The organism is Streptomyces griseorubiginosus (assembly GCF_036345115.1).
Classification (GTDB): Bacteria; Actinomycetota; Actinomycetes; order Streptomycetales; family Streptomycetaceae; genus Streptomyces; species Streptomyces griseorubiginosus_C.
Genome location: NZ_CP107766.1, coordinates 2,855,883 through 2,872,080, shown reverse-complemented (window position 1 = coordinate 2,872,080; position 16,198 = coordinate 2,855,883). Strand labels below are relative to the sequence as shown.

Here is a 16,198-nt window from a genome sequence, read left to right as displayed (position 1 = left end):
ACCAGATGCATACGGGTGGCCGGGGCGCATTCGGGCAACCGTCGACGACCGCTGCCCGTGGAAGCCTTCTGCGGCCTACTGTTGAGATGTGCGCCTGCCGTGCCCAGCTGCGGTTGGGGCATCCCCGTGCTCTTGATGAGCAAGGGGAAGGGTTTTCCAACGCGGCGCCGTCGAGGGTTTTGTCGGGCGAACGAGCCGCGTGGCGTGGGCACCGCCGGCTGTGAGAGGGACGGGAATGGAACCGACCGAGAGCGCCGCCCCGGACTCACGGCTGCGCCTGCGCCGGCTCACCGGCGCCTGGCGGGTGAGCCGGTGGTCCGGACGGCCTTCGGAGCGTCCGGGCGCGGAGGGACGTGCCGCCGGACAGTACACCGCGGCCGGCGGGCCCGGTGCCGCACAGCTCACCGCCGAGCGCGCCCCCGGCCTGCCGGACTCCGAACCCGATCGCCAGCTGTCCTGGCCCGCGCTGCCCACGGCGGTCGTCGCGGCCGCCGGATTCGTGCTCGGCGCGGGCTTCTACCGGGCCTTCACCGGCAGCCACGCCCTCTTCCCGTCGGGCACCGTCGGCTGGTCGCTGGCCGTGCTGACCGGCGTTATCGTCGGCCACCTGGTCGCCCTCGGCCGGGCCCGCTGGTGGGGCGGCACCGGCTCGGGCGCCGCCCTCACCCTCGCCGTCCTGCTGCTCTACGGCTGGGTGCCCGCCGGAATGGTCAGCCTCACCGTCGTGCTGCTGGTCGGCATAGCCAGGCGTCACCGCTGGCGGCAGGGCATCCTGCACGGCGCGGTGGACATCCTGGGCATAGCCACCGGCGCCCTGGTCCTCGCCGTCTTCGGCCAGTCCCCGTCCGTCGAGACCCCGTGGAACCCGGACACCTGGACGTTCTACACCGGCCCCGTGGTGATGCTCGTCGCGGCCGCCTACCTCGCCGTCACCCGTGTGCTCGGCTGGTACCTGCACTCCTCGCGTCACGCGGGACTGCCCACCATGGCCCGCACCGCCCTGGTCAGACAGGGCCTGGTCGCGGTCGCGCTGCTCGGCATCGCCCCGCTGGTCTGCGTGGTCGCCGCCGCCAAGCCCCTGCTGCTCCCGCTGTTCGCGATCCCCCTGATCGCCCTCGACTCCACCCTCTGGATGGCCCGGGCCCGCGCCGAGGAACAGCTGCGCGACCCGCTGACCGGACTGCCCAACCGGCAGTGGCTCCTGGAGCGCATCTGGACCGCCCTGGACGACGCCGAACGCATCGGCGCCCGGTCCGCACTGATGCTCATCGACCTCGACCGCTTCCGCTCGGTCAACGACACCCTCGGCCACCTCGCCGGTGACCGGCTGCTCCTCCAGATCGCCGACCGGCTCAGGATCGCCCTGCCGCGCGGCGCCGAGGCGGCCCGGCTCGGCGGTGACGAGTTCGCCGTCTTACTGCCGGTCGCCGACTCCACCACCTCAGCGACCCGCGTCGCCCGCACCCTGGTCGCCGCCCTCAGCTCCCCGCTCGACCTCGACGGACTCACCCTCGTCCTGGAGGCCAGCGCCGGGGTCGCCGTCTTCCCCGACCACGCCCTGGACGCCGAGGGCATGCTGCGCCGGGCGGACGTGGCGATGTACCAGGCCAAGCGGGACCGTACGGGCGTAGAGGTCTACGAGTCCAAGCGGGACTCCAACACCCCCGACCGCCTGGGTCTCCTGGGCGATCTGCGCCGGGCGCTGGACGCGCACGAGGTGCAGCTGCACTACCAGCCCAAGGTCCGCTTCGACGGACAGGTGGCCGGCCTCGAGGCGCTGGTGCGCTGGGTGCACCCGGAGCGCGGGAAGGTGCCGCCGGACGAGTTCATCGCGATCGCCGAGTCCTCCGGACTGATGCCGCACCTCACCGAGTACGTCCTCGACACGGCTCTCGCGCAGGTCGCCGAGTGGCGGGCGCAGGGCCTGTTCGTCCCGGTCGCCGTCAACGTCTCCCCACGTGACGTCCACACCCCCGGCTTCGCCGGCTCGGTCGCCGCCCGCCTCGCCCGGCACGGCGTCCCCGCGGGCGCGCTCCAGCTGGAGATCACCGAGCACGTCCTGCTGGAGGACCCCTCACGGGCCGGGGACACCCTCGCCGCGCTCACCGGCCACGGCGTCAAGATGTCCCTCGACGACTTCGGCACCGGCTACTCCTCCCTCGTCCACCTCCGCCGCCTCCCGGTCAGCGAACTGAAGATCGACCGCTCCTTCGTGGCCAAACTGGCCGTCGACACCGAGGACGCGGAGATCGTCCGCTGCACGGTGGACCTCGCCCACTCCCTGGGCCTCCTCGTCGTGGCCGAGGGCGTCGAGGACGACGAGACCTGGGAACGCCTGCGCGACATGGGCTGCGACGCCGTACAGGGCTGGCTGGTCGCCGCGGCGATGCCCCCGGAGGAGACGACGGCGTGGCTGCTGGCACGGGGGTCGCGGGGCTGGCAGCGGCCAAGGGCGGCTCTACCGGCAGCGGAGTGAACATTCCAGCCCACGTGCGGTTTCGTCTTTTAGGGGCGCGGGGAACTGCGCGACAAGCCACGGTGGCGCCGCAGCCGCTTCACGGACCTCTCCAGGCACCCCCTGGCGGATCCGTTTAACAGCCAGAGGCACCCGCGCCATAGGATTGGGCCCCAAACCACACACACTCACCCCAGAGGATCGCTGCATGCCTGGCATCACGCGCGAGGAGGTCGCCCACCTCGCACGGCTGGCGCGTCTGGAGCTGAAGCCCGAAGAGCTAGAGCACTTCGCGGGACAGCTGGACGACATCATCGGCGCGGTCGCACGCGTCAGTGAGGTCGCCGACCAAGACGTACCGCCGACCTCGCACCCGCTCCCGCTGACGAACGTCATGCGCGCGGACGAGGTCCGTCCGTCGCTCACCCCCGAGCAGGCGCTCTCCGGCGCCCCGGCCCAGGAGCAGCAGCGTTTCAAGGTGCCGCAGATCCTGGGGGAGGACTAACCGCCATGACGGACATCATCAAGCTCACCGCCGCCGAGACCGCCGAGAAGATCGCTTCCGGTGAGCTCACGGCCGTGCAGGTCACCGAGGCCCACCTGGCCCGGATCGACGCCGTCGACGAGAAGGTGCACGCCTTCCTGCACGTCGACCGCGAGGGCGCGCTGGCCCAGGCCCGCGCCGTCGACGAGAAGCGGGCCAGGGGCGAGAAGCTCGGCCCGCTCGCCGGTGTGCCGCTCGCGCTGAAGGACATCTTCACCACCGAGGGCATCCCGACGACCGTCGGCTCGAAGATCCTCGAGGGCTGGATCCCGCCGTACGACGCGACCCTCACCAAGAAGCTGAAGGCCGCCGACGTCGTCATCCTCGGCAAGACCAACATGGACGAGTTCGCCATGGGGTCGTCGACGGAGAACAGCGCCTACGGACCCACCGGCAACCCCTGGGACCTCACCCGGATCCCCGGCGGTTCCGGCGGTGGCTCCTCGGCCGCGCTGGCCGCGCACATGGCGCCTCTCGCCATCGGCACCGACACCGGCGGCTCCATCCGCCAGCCGGCCGCCGTCACCGGCACGGTCGGCGTCAAGCCGACGTACGGCGCGGTCTCCCGCTACGGCATGGTCGCCTTCTCCAGCTCCCTCGACCAGGGCGGCCCGTGCGCCCGTACGGTCCTGGACGCCGCGCTCCTCCACGAGGTCATCGCCGGACACGACCCGCTCGACTCCACCTCCATCGACGCGCCGGTCCCGCCGGTCGTCGAGGCCGCCCGCAACGGCAGCGTCGCCGGGATGCGCGTCGGCGTGGTCAAGCAGTTCCGCGGCGAGGGCTACCAGGCCGGTGTCATCCAGCGGTTCGACGAGTCGGTGGCGCTGCTGAAGGACCTCGGCGCCGAGATCGTCGAGCTGGACTGCCCGTCCTTCGACCTGGCGCTCTCCGCGTACTACCTCATCGCACCGAGCGAGTGTTCGAGCAACCTGGCACGCTTCGACGGCCTGCGCTACGGCCTGCGGACCGGCGACGACGGCACCAACTCCGCCGAGGCCGTCACCTCCCTCACCCGTGAGGCGGGCTTCGGCCCCGAGGTCAAGCGCCGCATCATGCTCGGCACGTACGCCCTGAGCTCCGGCTACTACGACGCGTACTACGGCAGCGCCCAGAAGGTCCGCACGCTCATCACGCGGGACTTCGAGAAGGCCTTCGAGCAGGTGGACGTCATCGTCTCGCCGACGACTCCCACCACCGCCTTCCCGATCGGCGAGCGCGCCGACGACCCGATGGCGATGTACCTCGCCGACCTGTGCACCATCCCGACCAACCTCGCGGGCAACTCGGCCATGTCGCTGCCCTGCGGGCTCGCGCCGGAGGACAACCTCCCGGTCGGACTGCAGATCATCGCCCCGGCCCTGAAGGACGACCGCCTCTACAAGGTCGGCGCCGCCGTCGAGGCCGCCTTCGTGGAAAGGTGGGGCCACCCGCTCCTGGAGGAGGCACCGTCGCTGTGAGCAAGCTGACCAAGGCGAAGGACTTCAAGAAGTCCAAGTCCGGTACGTACCTGTCCATCGCCACCACGGCGTTCGGCGCCATCGGTGTCGCCAAGCGGCTCAAGAAGGCACGCGCCGAGAACGACACGCTGGTCCTGGTCGACGCCACCGTCGCCGCCGTCGCCGTCGTCACCGGCCTCGCCGTCCTGTACCGCGAGCTGAAGCGGCTGGGCGACGACGACGTCCTGCTGGGCTGAGAGGGAAAACAGACCGTGACCACCACGACCGACCTCGTGTCGTACGAGGACGCACTCGCGTCGTACGACCCCGTCATGGGCCTCGAGGTCCATGTCGAACTCGGCACCAAGACCAAGATGTTCTGCGGCTGTTCGACCGAACTCGGCCAGGACGCCAACACGCAGACCTGCCCCACCTGCCTCGGCCTGCCCGGCGCGCTCCCGGTCGTCAACGCGATCGGCATCGAGTCGGCCATCAAGATCGGTCTCGCGCTGAACTGCGAGATCGCCGAGTGGTGCCGCTTCGCCCGGAAGAACTACTTCTATCCGGACATGCCGAAGAACTTCCAGACCTCCCAGTACGACGAGCCGATCGCCTTCAACGGCTACCTCGACGTGCAGCTGGAGGACGGCGAGACCTTCCGCGTGGAGATCGAGCGCGCCCACATGGAGGAGGACACCGGCAAGTCGACCCACGTGGGCGGCGCGACGGGCCGCATCCACGGCGCCTCGCACTCGCTCCTCGACTACAACCGCGCCGGCATCCCGCTCATCGAGATCGTCACCAAGCCGATCGAGGGCGCGGGCGAGCGTGCTCCCGAGGTCGCGCGGGCCTACGTCCGTGAGCTGCGCGAGGTCATCAAGGCGCTCGGCGTCTCCGAGGCCCGCATGGAGATGGGCCAGATGCGCTGCGACGTGAACCTGTCGCTGCGCCCGCACGGCACCGAGAAGTTCGGCACCCGCTCGGAGACGAAGAACGTCAACTCCCTGCGGTCCGTGGAGCGCGCGGCCCGCTTCGAGATCCAGCGGCACGCGGCCGTCCTCTCCTCCGGCGGGACGATCATCCAGGAGACCCGGCACTTCCACGAGGACACCGGGTCCACGACCTCGGGCCGCGTGAAGGAGGAGGCCGAGGACTACCGGTACTTCCCCGAGCCGGACCTCGTGCCGGTGGCCCCCTCGCGCGAGTGGGTCGAGGAACTCCGGGCCGGGCTGCCCGAGTTGCCGCTGGCCCGCCGCAACCGCCTGGTCGCGGAGTGGGGCATCACCGCGCTCGACATGCAGGCGATCCTCAACGCCGGTGCGCTGGACCCGATCGTCGCCACGATCGACGCCGGTGCCGACGCGGCCTCCGCCCGCAAGTGGTGGATGGGTGAACTCGCCCGCAGCGCCAACGAGTCCGGCAAGGCGCTCGACGAACTGGCCATCACCCCGGCGCAGGTCGCCCGGGTGACCGAGCTGGTCTCGAAGGGCGACCTCAACGACAAGCTGGCCCGCCAGGTCATCGAAGGCGTTCTCGCGGGCGAAGGCACCCCGGACGAGGTCGTCGACAAGCGCGGTCTGAAGGTCGTCTCCGACGAAGGCGCCCTGGGCACCGCCGTCGACGAGGCCATCGCCGGCAACCCGGGCATCGCCGACAAGATCCGCTCGGGCAAGGTCGCCGCGGCCGGCGCCCTGGTCGGGGCGGTCATGAAGGCCACCCGCGGTCAGGCCGACGCGGCCCGCGTCAAGGAGCTGATCCTGGAGAAACTGGGCGCCGGCGAGGGCTGAGCGCACACGCGTGTACGGCCCCGGAGGACAGGTCCTCCGGGGCCGTACGGCTACTTACGGCGTCCTACGACCCGTACGAAGCCGAGGTGGCGGCCCTCGTCGACCCGCAGCATGTCGATGGCCCGCCGGGAGGTCTCCCGATGGAACTCCTCGGGGCTCTCCTCAGCGCACACCTGGCTCCACAGCAGCCAGTCGCGCCACCCGTCGGACAGCCAGTCGGCCTCCTCGACGTCCACGACACCGGTGCGGGTCCAATTGCGACGCCACCAGTCGGCGGTGTGGAACGCCCAGAATCCCGGATCGCCGAAGGCATGGATGTGCTCCGGCAGTTCGACGCCTTCCGGCTCCTCACGGAACGCCGGTACGACGATCCCGATCCGCCCGCCCGGCTTCAACAGCCTGGTCAGCGTGGGCAGATAGAGATCGTTGGTGCCGAAGTACTGGTACGCGTCGATGCTCACGATCGCGTCGAAGCTGCCCTCGGCGAACGGCAGGTCGTGCGCCTCGGCGTGCACGGGCAGCACCCGGTCGGCGAAACCGGCCTCGGTGATGCGCTGTGCGTTCTCGTCGGGCCTGACCCACAGGTCGGCCGCGGTGACCTGGACGTCGTACTCCCTGGCCAGGAAGACCGAGGTCATCGCCCGGCCGCAGCCCAGGTCGAGCACACGGGCGCCGGGCCGCAGGGTGTCGAGGCCCAGGGCGGGCGCGAGCCACTCCAGCAGCCACAGCGCGTTCGGGCCCATCTGGTTGTCGATGACCCAGCGGACGTCGTAGCTGTTGCTGCGCGGGTAGCGGGCGTGGGTCAGTCGCTGGGTGAGGTCCTCATTCGAGGTCCTCGAGGTGATGTCGTCTGGCATCGGTGAACGGGCTCCTTGAGTCCGGAAAGGCGGAAAGGGATACGGAGGAGCTCGGTCGGACGCTCAAACAATGCACCTGCTTCGGCCGGGGGCGGACACGCCCTGGGATTCTCAGAAGGACACGCTACGCTCGCCCGCCATGAACGGTCCTGCGAATTCCGAGCCGTCCGGCATACAGCCCGGCATACAGGAGGAGTACGACGATCAGGTGCTGGACGCCCGGCGGGCCCGCTGGACGGCCTCCGGCACCGGCGCCCTGCTGGCCCTCGCCGGCCTGGCCGCGGCGGCCCTGCGCGCCGCCGGTTCCGCTCCCGCGCTCGTACCGGCGGCCTACGCCTTCGGCGCCGCGGTGTGCGTGCTCGCGGCGCTTCTGGGCTCCCGAGGGCGCACCCGCAGAGCCCTGTGGCTGCTGATCGCGGGTGTCATGGTGATGGCGCTGGGCGACCAGTTCGACTGACGTCCGGCGGACGAGCGACAGGCGTGACAGAGTGACCGTTACTGTCCTGTGATCTGCCTCCCACTCCTGTGAATAACCGCACGATCGCGATAAACGATCACTTTCGCCTGCAAGAGTGGTCCACACATTGCTCATGCGTTCTTTGCGGGCCGTTCATCCCATGAACCACTGTTCCCGGTCAAAGATCCACAATTCGTCACCCCTGGGAGCAAGTTCGTGGCAGCCCTCGCACGCTGGTGTGTCAGGCGACGCCTGGTCGTCGTCCTCCTGTGGCTCCTCGCCCTGGGCGGAGTGAGCGCGGCCGCCGCCGTCACCGGCTCCGCGTACTCCAACGACTACGAGGTCCCGGGCACCGAGTCGGGCCGCGCCACCCAGCTGCTCCAGGAGGGCTTCCCGAACCTCGGCGGCGACAGCGACACCGTCGTCTGGCACGTCGACTCGGGCTCCGTCCGCGACGCCGACGTCGAACAGACGATGACCATGACCCTCGACAAGATCGCGGAGCTGCCCGGGGTGGCCTCCGTGGTCAGCCCGTACGACTCCGCGGGCAGCGGTCTGATCAGCGCCGACGGACACACCGCCTACGCCGGCGTCACCTTCTCCCACTCCGCCGAGGACATCGACAAGTCCGAGGCGCGGGCCGTGGTGGACACCGCCAAGGACGCCGAGGCCGACGGACTCCAGGTCGAGCTGGGCGGCAGCGCCATCGCCCTCACCGAGTCCTCGGGCGGGCACCTCGCCGAGATCGTCGGCGTGCTCGTGGCCGCCCTGGTGCTGTTCCTCGCCTTCGGCTCGCTCGCCGCCTCGCTGCTGCCCATCGCCACCGCCCTGGTCGGGGTGGGCACCGCCTACGCCGGGATCGTGCTCCTCGGGCACGCCATGACCGTCGCCGACTTCGCGCCCATGCTCGGCATGCTGATCGGTCTCGGCGTCGGCATCGACTACGCGCTGTTCATCGTCACCAGACACCGGCGCGGGCTGAAACGCGGCCTGACCGTCACCGAGGCCGTCGAGAACGCCGTCACCACCACAGGGCGCGCGGTCGTCTTCGCAGGTGCCACGGTTTGCATCGCCCTGCTGGGCATGCTGATCCTGCGGCTCGGCTTCCTCAACGGCGTCGCGATAGCCGCCTCCCTGACCGTGGTCCTCACCGTCGCCGCCTCCGTGACCCTGCTGCCCGCCCTGCTCTCCCTCATCGGCATGCGGGCCCTGAGCCGGCGCGAGCGGCGCCGCCTCGCCGAGCACGGCCCCGAGCCGGAACTGCCCACCGGGTTCGCCCACCGCTGGTCCGCGTTCGTGGAACGGCACCCCAAGCTGCTCGGCGCGATCGCCCTGGTGGTGATCACCGTCCTCGCCCTGCCCACCCTGGGCCTGCGCCTCGGCACCTCCGACCAGGGCAACGGCCCCGAGTCCGCCACCACCCGGCAGGCCTACGACCTCCTCGCGGACGGCTTCGGACCCGGCGTCAACGGCCCCCTCACCCTGGTGACTCGTGTCGACGGCGCCGAGGACAAACTGCTCCTCGACAACCTCGACGCGACCATCCGCACCACCAAGGGCATCGCGTCCACCACCCCGGTGAGCTACGACAGCGGCGGCGACCTCGCCTACTTCACGATCGTCCCCGACTCCGCCCCGCAGTCCCAGCAGACCAGCGACCTCGTCGAGCGGCTGCGCACCGAGGTGCTGCCCCGCGCCGAGACCGGCACCACCCTCGACATCCACGTCGGCGGCATGACGGCGTCGTACGACGACTTCGCGGACGTCATCGTCGGCAAGCTGCCCCTGTTCGTGGGCGTCGTCATCGGCCTGGGCTGTCTGCTGCTCCTGCTCGCCTTCCGGTCCGTCGGCATCCCGCTGAAGGCCGCCGCGATGAACGTCGCCGCGGTCGCCGCCGCCTTCGGAGTGGTCGTCGCGATCTTCCAGTGGGGCTGGGGGAGCGAACTGCTCGGGCTCGGCCGCGCCGGCCCCATCGAACCCTTCCTCCCCGTGATCATGGTCTCGGTGCTCTTCGGGCTCTCCATGGACTACCAGGTCTTCCTGGTCAGCCGGATGTACGAGGAGTGGCTGGAGACCGGCGACAACCGGCGGGCCGTGCGCGTGGGCCTCGCCGAGACCAGCCGGGTCATCAACTCCGCCGCGGTCATCATGATCTCCGTCTTCCTCGCCTTCGTGCTCAGCGGCGACCGCGTGATCGCCATGTTCGGCATCGCGCTCGCCGCCGCCGTGGCCCTCGACGCCTTCGTCCTGCGCACCCTTCTCGTCCCCGCCCTCATGCACCTGCTCGGCGGCGCCAACTGGTGGCTGCCCGGCTGGCTGGACCGCCGGATGCCCCGCATCAGCATCGAGCCGCCCGAGTGCCGCGCCGCGCATGAGAGGCTCACCGAAGTCGTGGAGCAGGACGTCGTGGAGCAGATGGAGAGGGAGCGGGACGAGGATGTACGCGATATCCCTGGGTGAGGACGGCGCCGAACTGCGGCCCCTGGAGCCCTGGCACGCGGAGGAGTTCCTGGCCAACCTGGAGCGCGGCCGCGAGTTCATCGGACAGTTCATCCCCTTCGGCTCCCAGGTCGTCGACCTGGCCTCCGCACGCGAGACGCTCGAGCGCTACGCCCGGATGCGCGCCGAGGACACCGGCGGCTACCACGGCATCTGGCTGGACGGGAAGCTCGTCGGCGGGGTGCTCACCCTGAACTTCGACGCCGAGCGGGGCAACTGCGAGGTCGGCTGCTGGCTGGAGCCCGCCGCGACCGGACGCGGCCTGATCACCCGTGCCATGCGCGTCCTGATCGACTGGGTCGTCGAGGAGCGCGGCGCCCACCGGATCGAATGGATCGCCGCGTCCGGGAACACCCCCAGCATCAACGTGGCCCGGCGCCTGGGAATGACCCGCGACGGAGTCCACCGGGAGGCGCACCCCTATCGTGGCGTACGGCACGACCTCGAGGTGTGGTCGGTTCTCGCCCCCGAGTGGCGTGAGGCACGCGCGCGTGCAGCCCGGAACGATCATTAAGAACCCTCTCAGACAGGATCCGTACGGTGCCCGACATGGGAACGAAGACAGCTGACGAGACCGGCGCCGAGACGGGCGCCAAGGCCACGACCGACCAGGAGAAGGTGAGCGTCGCCAAGACCGACGAGGTGACGGAGACGGAGGCCATCGCGGCCGACGACGACATCACCGCAGACCACGAGGACGAGTTGCCCGAGGCCACCCAGGAGGAGGGCCCGACCGGCGTCGGCCAGGGCGCGGGCGCGGTCGTCTCCGCGGCGCTGGGCCTGGTCTCGCTGACCGGCAGCTGGATCGGCACCGTGGCCTCCGCGCGGCAGTCGCTCATCGGCCAGCTGCACGCGCAGACCGCGACCTCCTCCGACGTGGCCAAGCTCCTCGACGAGGGCTACGGCGACGCCTGGAAGGCCACCGCGCTCTGGGGCGGCGTCTTCGCGCTGTGCGCCCTGGTCGTCGGTGTCGCCGTGCTCGCCCGGCCCGCCTTTGGCGCCCCCGGCAAGCCACAGGCCGGGTGGATCAAGTCCGTCGCCTGGGGCGGTGTCGCGCTCGGGGTCGTCGGCCTGCTCCTGGCCGTCCTCAAGTACACGGGCGCCCTGCTGGACCTGCCCTCCGCCGGCTGAACAACCGCAGGTCCCGAGGGGCCTCAGGGCATCCGTAGGTACCTTACGGAGCCCCTGAGGCCCCTCCCGCGCGTCTAAGGCCCCTCCGGGCCCCCAAGATGCGGAACTCTCCCGATGTGGCGGACCCCCCTCGGAGACGACAGTGGAGGCATCGCAGAAAGCGAAGCCCACCACCGACTCCCACGAGGACGACGCCATGTATCCCGAGTACGAGCTCTCCCAGTACCGCTCCGCCGAACTCCTCCGCCAGGCCGAGAACGAGCGGCTCGTCCGCGAGACCCTGCGGGGCCGCCGCGCCGCCCGCCGCGAAGCCGCCGAACGCTCCGCGGAGACCGATTCGCATACCGGCCGCCCCCGCCGGCACCGGTTCCTCCGCACGGCGTGAGCGCCGGGGGGAGGGAGGACGGCCGTACGGCTCTGCCCGTCCCCGCGGTCACCACCGCGGCCGTCCTCCCGGTGACCGGGGCGGGCCGGGACACCCGGCCCGCCCCGAAAACGGGTGCCCCGCCGTCCGACCCGCGTGTCATGCTCGGGCCTGTGCAGACCAGGTCCGTCAGTCCCGTGTTCGTCGGCCGCACCGAAGAACTGAACAGCCTGAACGAAGCGCTCGCCCGTGCCGCCGCGGGCGAGCCGCAGGCGTTGCTGCTCGGCGGGGAGGCCGGCGTCGGCAAGACCCGGCTCGTCGAGGAGTTCGCCACCGCGGCCTGCCGGCAGGGCGCGGTCGTCGCCCTCGGCGGCTGCGTCGAGATCGGCGCCGACGGACTGCCCTTCGCCCCCTTCTCCACCGCGCTGCGCGCCCTGCGTCGGGCCCTGCCCGACGAACTCGCCGCCGCGGCCGCGGGTCAGGAGGAGGAACTGGCCCGGCTGCTCCCCGAGATGGGCGAGGCCCTCCCCGCCCGCGGCACAAGCCGGCACGACGAGGAGAGCCTGGCCCGCCTCTTCGAACTCACCGCACGCCTCCTGGAACGGGTCGCCGCCGAACGCACCGTGGTCGTCGCCCTGGAGGACCTGCACTGGGCCGACGCCTCCACCCGCCACCTCCTCGCCTACCTCTTCCGCACCCTGCGCACCGGCCGCCTGGTCGTCCTCGCCACCTACCGCGCCGACGACATCCACCGCCGCCATCCGCTGCGCCCCCTGCTCGCCGAACTCGACCGGCTGCGCACGGTCCACCGCATCGAACTCGGCCGCTTCACCCGGGACGAGGTGAGCCGCCAGATAGCCGGCATCCTCGCCACCGAACCGGAACCCGCCCAGGTCGACGACATCTTCGAACGCTCCGACGGCAACGCCTTCTTCGTCGAGGAACTCGCCGTCTGCGCCACCGAGGGCTGCGGCACCGGCCTCACCGACTCGCTGCGCGATCTGCTCCTGGTCCGCGTGGAGAGCCTGCCCGAGCGCACCCAGCGGGTCGCCAGGGTCGTCGCCGAGGGCGGCTCCACCGTGGAGTACCGACTGCTGGCCGCCGTCACCGGGCTCGCCGAGGACGACCTCATCGAGGCGCTGCGGGCCGCCGTCAACGCCAACATCCTCAGCCCCGCGCCCGACGGCGACGGCTACCGCTTCCGGCACTCCCTGGTCCGCGAGGCCGTCGCCGACGACCTGCTGCCCGGCGAACGCTCCCGCCTCAACCGGCGCTACGCCGAAGCCCTGGAGGCCGACCCCACGCTGGTCCCCGCCGACGAACGCGTCATGCGCCTGGCCAGCTACTGGTACCACGCCCATGACCCCGCCAAGGCACTGCCCGCCGTCCTGGACGCCGCTGTCGCCGCCCGCCGCCGGCACGCCTACTCCGAGCAACTCCGGCTTCTGGAACGCGCGATGGAGCTGTGGGACACCACCCCCGAGGACGTCCGGGACGCCCTGCGCCCCGTCGACTACACCGAGGTCTACCCTCCCTGCGGCTGCGACCCCGCCACCACCCCGCTGCGCTACCTCGACCTGATGGCGGAGGCCGCCGTGGCCGGACGCCTGGGCGGCGAACGGGAACGCGCCCTGAAGATCGCCAAGCGGGCGCTGCACCTCCTGGAGGACGACGGCGACCCGCTGCGCGCCGCGTGGTTCTGGGTCCAGCGCTCCCACCTCGTCCAAGGACTGGCCCGGGGCGACGGCTGGACCGAACTGGCCGCCGCCGAGGAGCTGGTCCGCGGTCTGCCGCCCTCGGAGGTGCACGCCGAGGTGCTGTACAACTTCGCGAACTGGTCCATGCTGCACTGCCCCGGCCCCGAGGCCGTCACGGCCGCCGAACGCGCCGTGGAGTACGCGCGGATGGTCGGTGCCCGCGAGATCGAGATGAACGCCTGCGTCACCAACGCGGGTCTGGCCGTCGAGTCCGGCGATGTCGACACCGGCCTCGCCGAGATGTTCGAGATCCTGCGCCAGACCCTCGACGACGGGCTCTCCGCCGTCGCCGGCCGCGTCTACGTGAACCTGCCGAACGCCCTCGAAGCCATCGGCCGCTCCCGGGAAGCCGTCCCGATCCTGGAGGAAGGACTCGGCTACGCCCGGACGCACGGCATGTCCGACAAGGAGGCCTGGATCTGGGGCAATCTCGCCGAGTCCCTCTACTCCCTGGGCCGTTGGGACCAGGCGGCCGAGGCCGCCGTCCAGGCCGAACTCATCGGCCGCGGCGCCCAGCCCCGCGGCTTCCACGCGGCCAACCGGGCCACGCTCGCCCTCGCCCGCGGCGACCTCCCCGAGGCCGCACGCCAACTCACCGCGGCCCGCGGCTACTTCGGCTCCCACGACCGGACCCCGCAACACGACCTCCCCCTCTCCGACCTGGCCATCGGCATCGCCGCGGCCGAAGGACGCCTCCTGGACGCCCGCGCCGACCTCGAACGCGTCCTGGACACCGGCTTCCCACCCGGCACCCAGCGCTACGCCTGGCCCCTGCTCCTCACCGCCGCCACCACGGAGGCCGACTCCCTCGGCCTGCCCGTCGCCGAGCAGGGCCGCGCGAAGATCCTCGACCGCATCCGGGAGGCCGCCAGACCCCTCGCCACCAACGCCCCCGTCTGGCTGGCCCACGAGCGCTGGCTCCGCGCCGAACTGCTGCGCGCCGAGAGCGCCGACACCCCCGACCACTGGTCCGAGGCCGTCACCGCCTTCGAACCCCTGGAACGTCCCTACGATCTCGCCCGTGTCCGGCACCGGCTCGCCCAGGCTCTGCTGTCCGCACCCGGGGGCGCCGAGCAGCCCGACCGCGACCGGGCCACCGAACTCCTGCGCCTCGCCCACGCCGCCGCCGAGCACCTCGGCGCCCGGCCCCTCGCCGACGCGGTCGGCCTCCTCGCCCAGCGCGCCCGCCTCACCCTGACCGCGGAGCGGGCTCCCGCACCGGACGACCCGGCCCGCTCCCTCGGCCTCACCGGCCGCGAACGCGACGTCCTGCGCCTGGTCGCCCTCGGCCGCACCAACCGCCAGATCGCCGGGGAACTCTTCATCTCCCCGAAGACCGCCAGCGTCCACGTCTCCAACATCCTGGCCAAGCTCGCCGTCTCCGGAAGGGGCGAGGCCGCGGCCGTCGCACACCGGCTGGGACTGTTCCCCCAGGAGGCTCTCCAGGTGCCGATCACGGAGTGAGGCGTACGGTGGAGGGGACCGGCAGGGGAGGCCGTATGTTCAACATGTTCGAGGAACTGTTCGCACCCGGCCGCAAACACACCCACGACGAGCAGAAGCGGCTCGAGCTGACCCGGGAGGACGTCGGTGACGGCGACCCCGGACGCGGACCGATAGACCTCACCTCCGGGAAGGTCGTCGTACGCCTGCCCCAGCGGGACGAGGACCCGGCCGGAGCCCCTGCCGAGGACGAAGAGGAGCGCCCGGCTAGCTGACCTGTATCTCCAGGATCCGGTCGTCCCCGTCCTTCGGGCTGCCCCGGCCGTCGGTGTTGCTGGTGACCAGCCACAGCTTGTCCCCGCCCGCGGAGACCACCGTGCGCAGCCGGCCGTACTCGCCCTTCAGGAAGGGCTGCGGGTCTGCGGAGGCCTCCGTGCCGTTCAGCGGGATCCGCCACAGGCGCTGTCCCTTGAGTCCGGCCATCCAGACGGAACCCTCGGCGTAGGCGGCACCGCTGGGGGAGGCGTCGTCGGTGTGCCACTGGGCTGTCGGGTTCTGGAACCTCTTGTCGTCCGACCTGCCCTCGGCGTCCGGCCAGCCGTAGTTGCCGCCGGGCTTGATCGCGTTCAGCTCGTCCCAGGTGTCCTGGCCGAACTCCGAGGCGAACAGACGCTGCTTGGAGTCCCAGGTGAGGCCCTGCACATTGCGGTGGCCGTAGGAGTACACGGGGGAGCCGGGGAACGGGTTGCCCGGGGCCGCGTCGCCCTCCGGGGTCAGGCGCAGGATCTTGCCGCCCAGGGACTCGCGGTCCTGGGACAGACCGGTGTTACCGCTCTCGCCGGTGCCCGCGTAGAGCATCTTGTCGGGGCCGAAGGCGATCCGGCCGCCGTTGTGGATGAAGCCCTTGGGAATGCCCTTGAAGACGGTGTCGGGCGCGCCCAGTTGCTCGCCGGACGCCTTCCGCTCGTCGTAGACCATCCTGACGATGCGGTTGTCCGAGTCGGAGGTGAAGTACGCGTACACCATGTGGTCGGAGGCGTAGTCCGGGGAGAGGGCGATGCCGAGGAGACCGCCCTCGCCCGCCGCGGAGACCCCGGACACCTCGCCCAGCTCGGTCTTCTTGCCGGACTTCCCGTCGACCCTCAGGATCGTGCCGTCGTCGCGGGAGGAGACGAGCAGGTCGCCGTCGGGAAGCGGGGCGAGACCCCAGGGGGTCCTGAGGCCCTCGGCGACCGTGCGCAGCACCTTCACCGAACCCTTCGCCGGCGGAGTCGCCCCGGCGGCCTGCCGGGTGGGGGAGGAGCCCGGAGCCGTACTGCCGGACGCGGCGCCGGCGCCGGCCCCGGAGGAGTCGTCTCCTCCGCCGTCGGAGGAGCAGCCGGCCGTCAGCAGGAGCGTGGTCGCGGCCAGCACGGCCGTCACAGCTCGACGATGCACGATCATGGTCCCTTCGAAGCGGCGGGTT

General features: G+C 71.4%; 14 protein-coding genes. 12 read left to right on the top strand and 2 right to left on the bottom strand.

From position 1 onward, the window contains the following. Positions 1–235 precede the first annotated feature (235 nt). The 5 genes from OHN19_RS12735 to gatB all read left to right on the top strand — a co-directional run bounded on the left by OHN19_RS12735 (position 236) and on the right by gatB (position 6,225). On the top strand, positions 236–2,476 hold the full coding sequence (locus OHN19_RS12735) for a bifunctional diguanylate cyclase/phosphodiesterase (RefSeq protein WP_330264303.1): 2,241 nt from the start codon (positions 236–238) through the stop codon (positions 2,474–2,476). Positions 2,477–2,663: 187 nt separating this feature from the next. After that, positions 2,664–2,960, top strand: coding sequence for an Asp-tRNA(Asn)/Glu-tRNA(Gln) amidotransferase subunit GatC (gatC, locus tag OHN19_RS12730; RefSeq protein WP_007384860.1), 297 nt, complete (start codon positions 2,664–2,666; stop codon positions 2,958–2,960). A 5-nt stretch (positions 2,961–2,965) separates the two neighbouring features. Then, the gene (gatA, locus tag OHN19_RS12725; RefSeq protein WP_330264302.1) at positions 2,966–4,459 is read left to right on the top strand and encodes an Asp-tRNA(Asn)/Glu-tRNA(Gln) amidotransferase subunit GatA; all 1,494 of its coding nucleotides are present in this window, start codon (positions 2,966–2,968) and stop codon (positions 4,457–4,459) included. Next, positions 4,456–4,695 (top strand): hypothetical protein, encoded by a 240-nt coding sequence (locus OHN19_RS12720; protein ID WP_330264301.1) that lies wholly within the window; start codon positions 4,456–4,458, stop codon positions 4,693–4,695. The genes gatA and OHN19_RS12720 overlap by 4 nt, the downstream gene beginning before the upstream one ends. A 15-nt stretch (positions 4,696–4,710) precedes the next feature. After that, positions 4,711–6,225 carry an Asp-tRNA(Asn)/Glu-tRNA(Gln) amidotransferase subunit GatB gene (gene gatB / locus OHN19_RS12715; protein WP_330264300.1) on the top strand — a complete coding sequence of 505 codons (1,515 nt, stop codon included), beginning with the start codon at positions 4,711–4,713 and terminating at the stop codon, positions 6,223–6,225. 50 nt (positions 6,226–6,275) lie between these two features. On the opposite strand, the gene OHN19_RS12710 is transcribed toward gatB, so the two are convergent. Then, a complete protein-coding gene (locus OHN19_RS12710) occupies positions 6,276–7,082 on the bottom strand; it encodes an SAM-dependent methyltransferase (protein ID WP_330264299.1) in 807 nt (268 codons plus the stop codon). A gap of 139 nt (positions 7,083–7,221) precedes the next feature. On the opposite strand from OHN19_RS12710, the gene OHN19_RS12705 reads away from it, so the two are divergent. From OHN19_RS12705 to OHN19_RS12675, 7 genes are all read left to right on the top strand, one after another. Beyond that, positions 7,222–7,539, top strand: a complete 318-nt coding sequence (locus OHN19_RS12705) for a hypothetical protein (RefSeq protein ID WP_330264298.1) — start codon at positions 7,222–7,224, stop codon at positions 7,537–7,539. Positions 7,540–7,755: 216 nt separating this feature from the next. After that, positions 7,756–9,999 (top strand): MMPL family transporter, encoded by a 2,244-nt coding sequence (locus OHN19_RS12700; protein WP_330264297.1) that lies wholly within the window; start codon positions 7,756–7,758, stop codon positions 9,997–9,999. After that, positions 9,977–10,552, top strand: coding sequence for a GNAT family protein (locus OHN19_RS12695; RefSeq protein WP_330264296.1), 576 nt, complete (start codon positions 9,977–9,979; stop codon positions 10,550–10,552). Before OHN19_RS12700 ends, OHN19_RS12695 begins: the two co-directional genes overlap by 23 nt. Positions 10,553–10,587: 35 nt before the next feature. Beyond that, a complete protein-coding gene (locus tag OHN19_RS12690; RefSeq protein WP_330264295.1) occupies positions 10,588–11,169 on the top strand; it encodes a hypothetical protein in 582 nt (193 codons plus the stop codon). Between the two features lie 142 nt (positions 11,170–11,311). Beyond that, positions 11,312–11,554 (top strand): hypothetical protein, encoded by a 243-nt coding sequence (locus OHN19_RS12685; protein ID WP_391195247.1) that lies wholly within the window; start codon positions 11,312–11,314, stop codon positions 11,552–11,554. A gap of 140 nt (positions 11,555–11,694) precedes the next feature. Further along, on the top strand, positions 11,695–14,754 hold the full coding sequence (locus OHN19_RS12680; RefSeq protein ID WP_330269591.1) for a helix-turn-helix transcriptional regulator: 3,060 nt from the start codon (positions 11,695–11,697) through the stop codon (positions 14,752–14,754). A 35-nt stretch (positions 14,755–14,789) separates the two neighbouring features. Continuing rightward, positions 14,790–15,008 carry a DUF6191 domain-containing protein gene (locus OHN19_RS12675; RefSeq protein WP_330264294.1) on the top strand — a complete coding sequence of 73 codons (219 nt, stop codon included), beginning with the start codon at positions 14,790–14,792 and terminating at the stop codon, positions 15,006–15,008. Here OHN19_RS12675 and OHN19_RS12670 read toward each other — a convergent pair. Continuing rightward, complete coding sequence (locus OHN19_RS12670; protein ID WP_330264293.1) at positions 15,001–16,176, bottom strand: PQQ-dependent sugar dehydrogenase; 1,176 nt, start codon at positions 16,174–16,176, stop codon at positions 15,001–15,003. The genes OHN19_RS12675 and OHN19_RS12670 overlap by 8 nt on opposite strands. Positions 16,177–16,198: the final 22 nt, after the last annotated feature.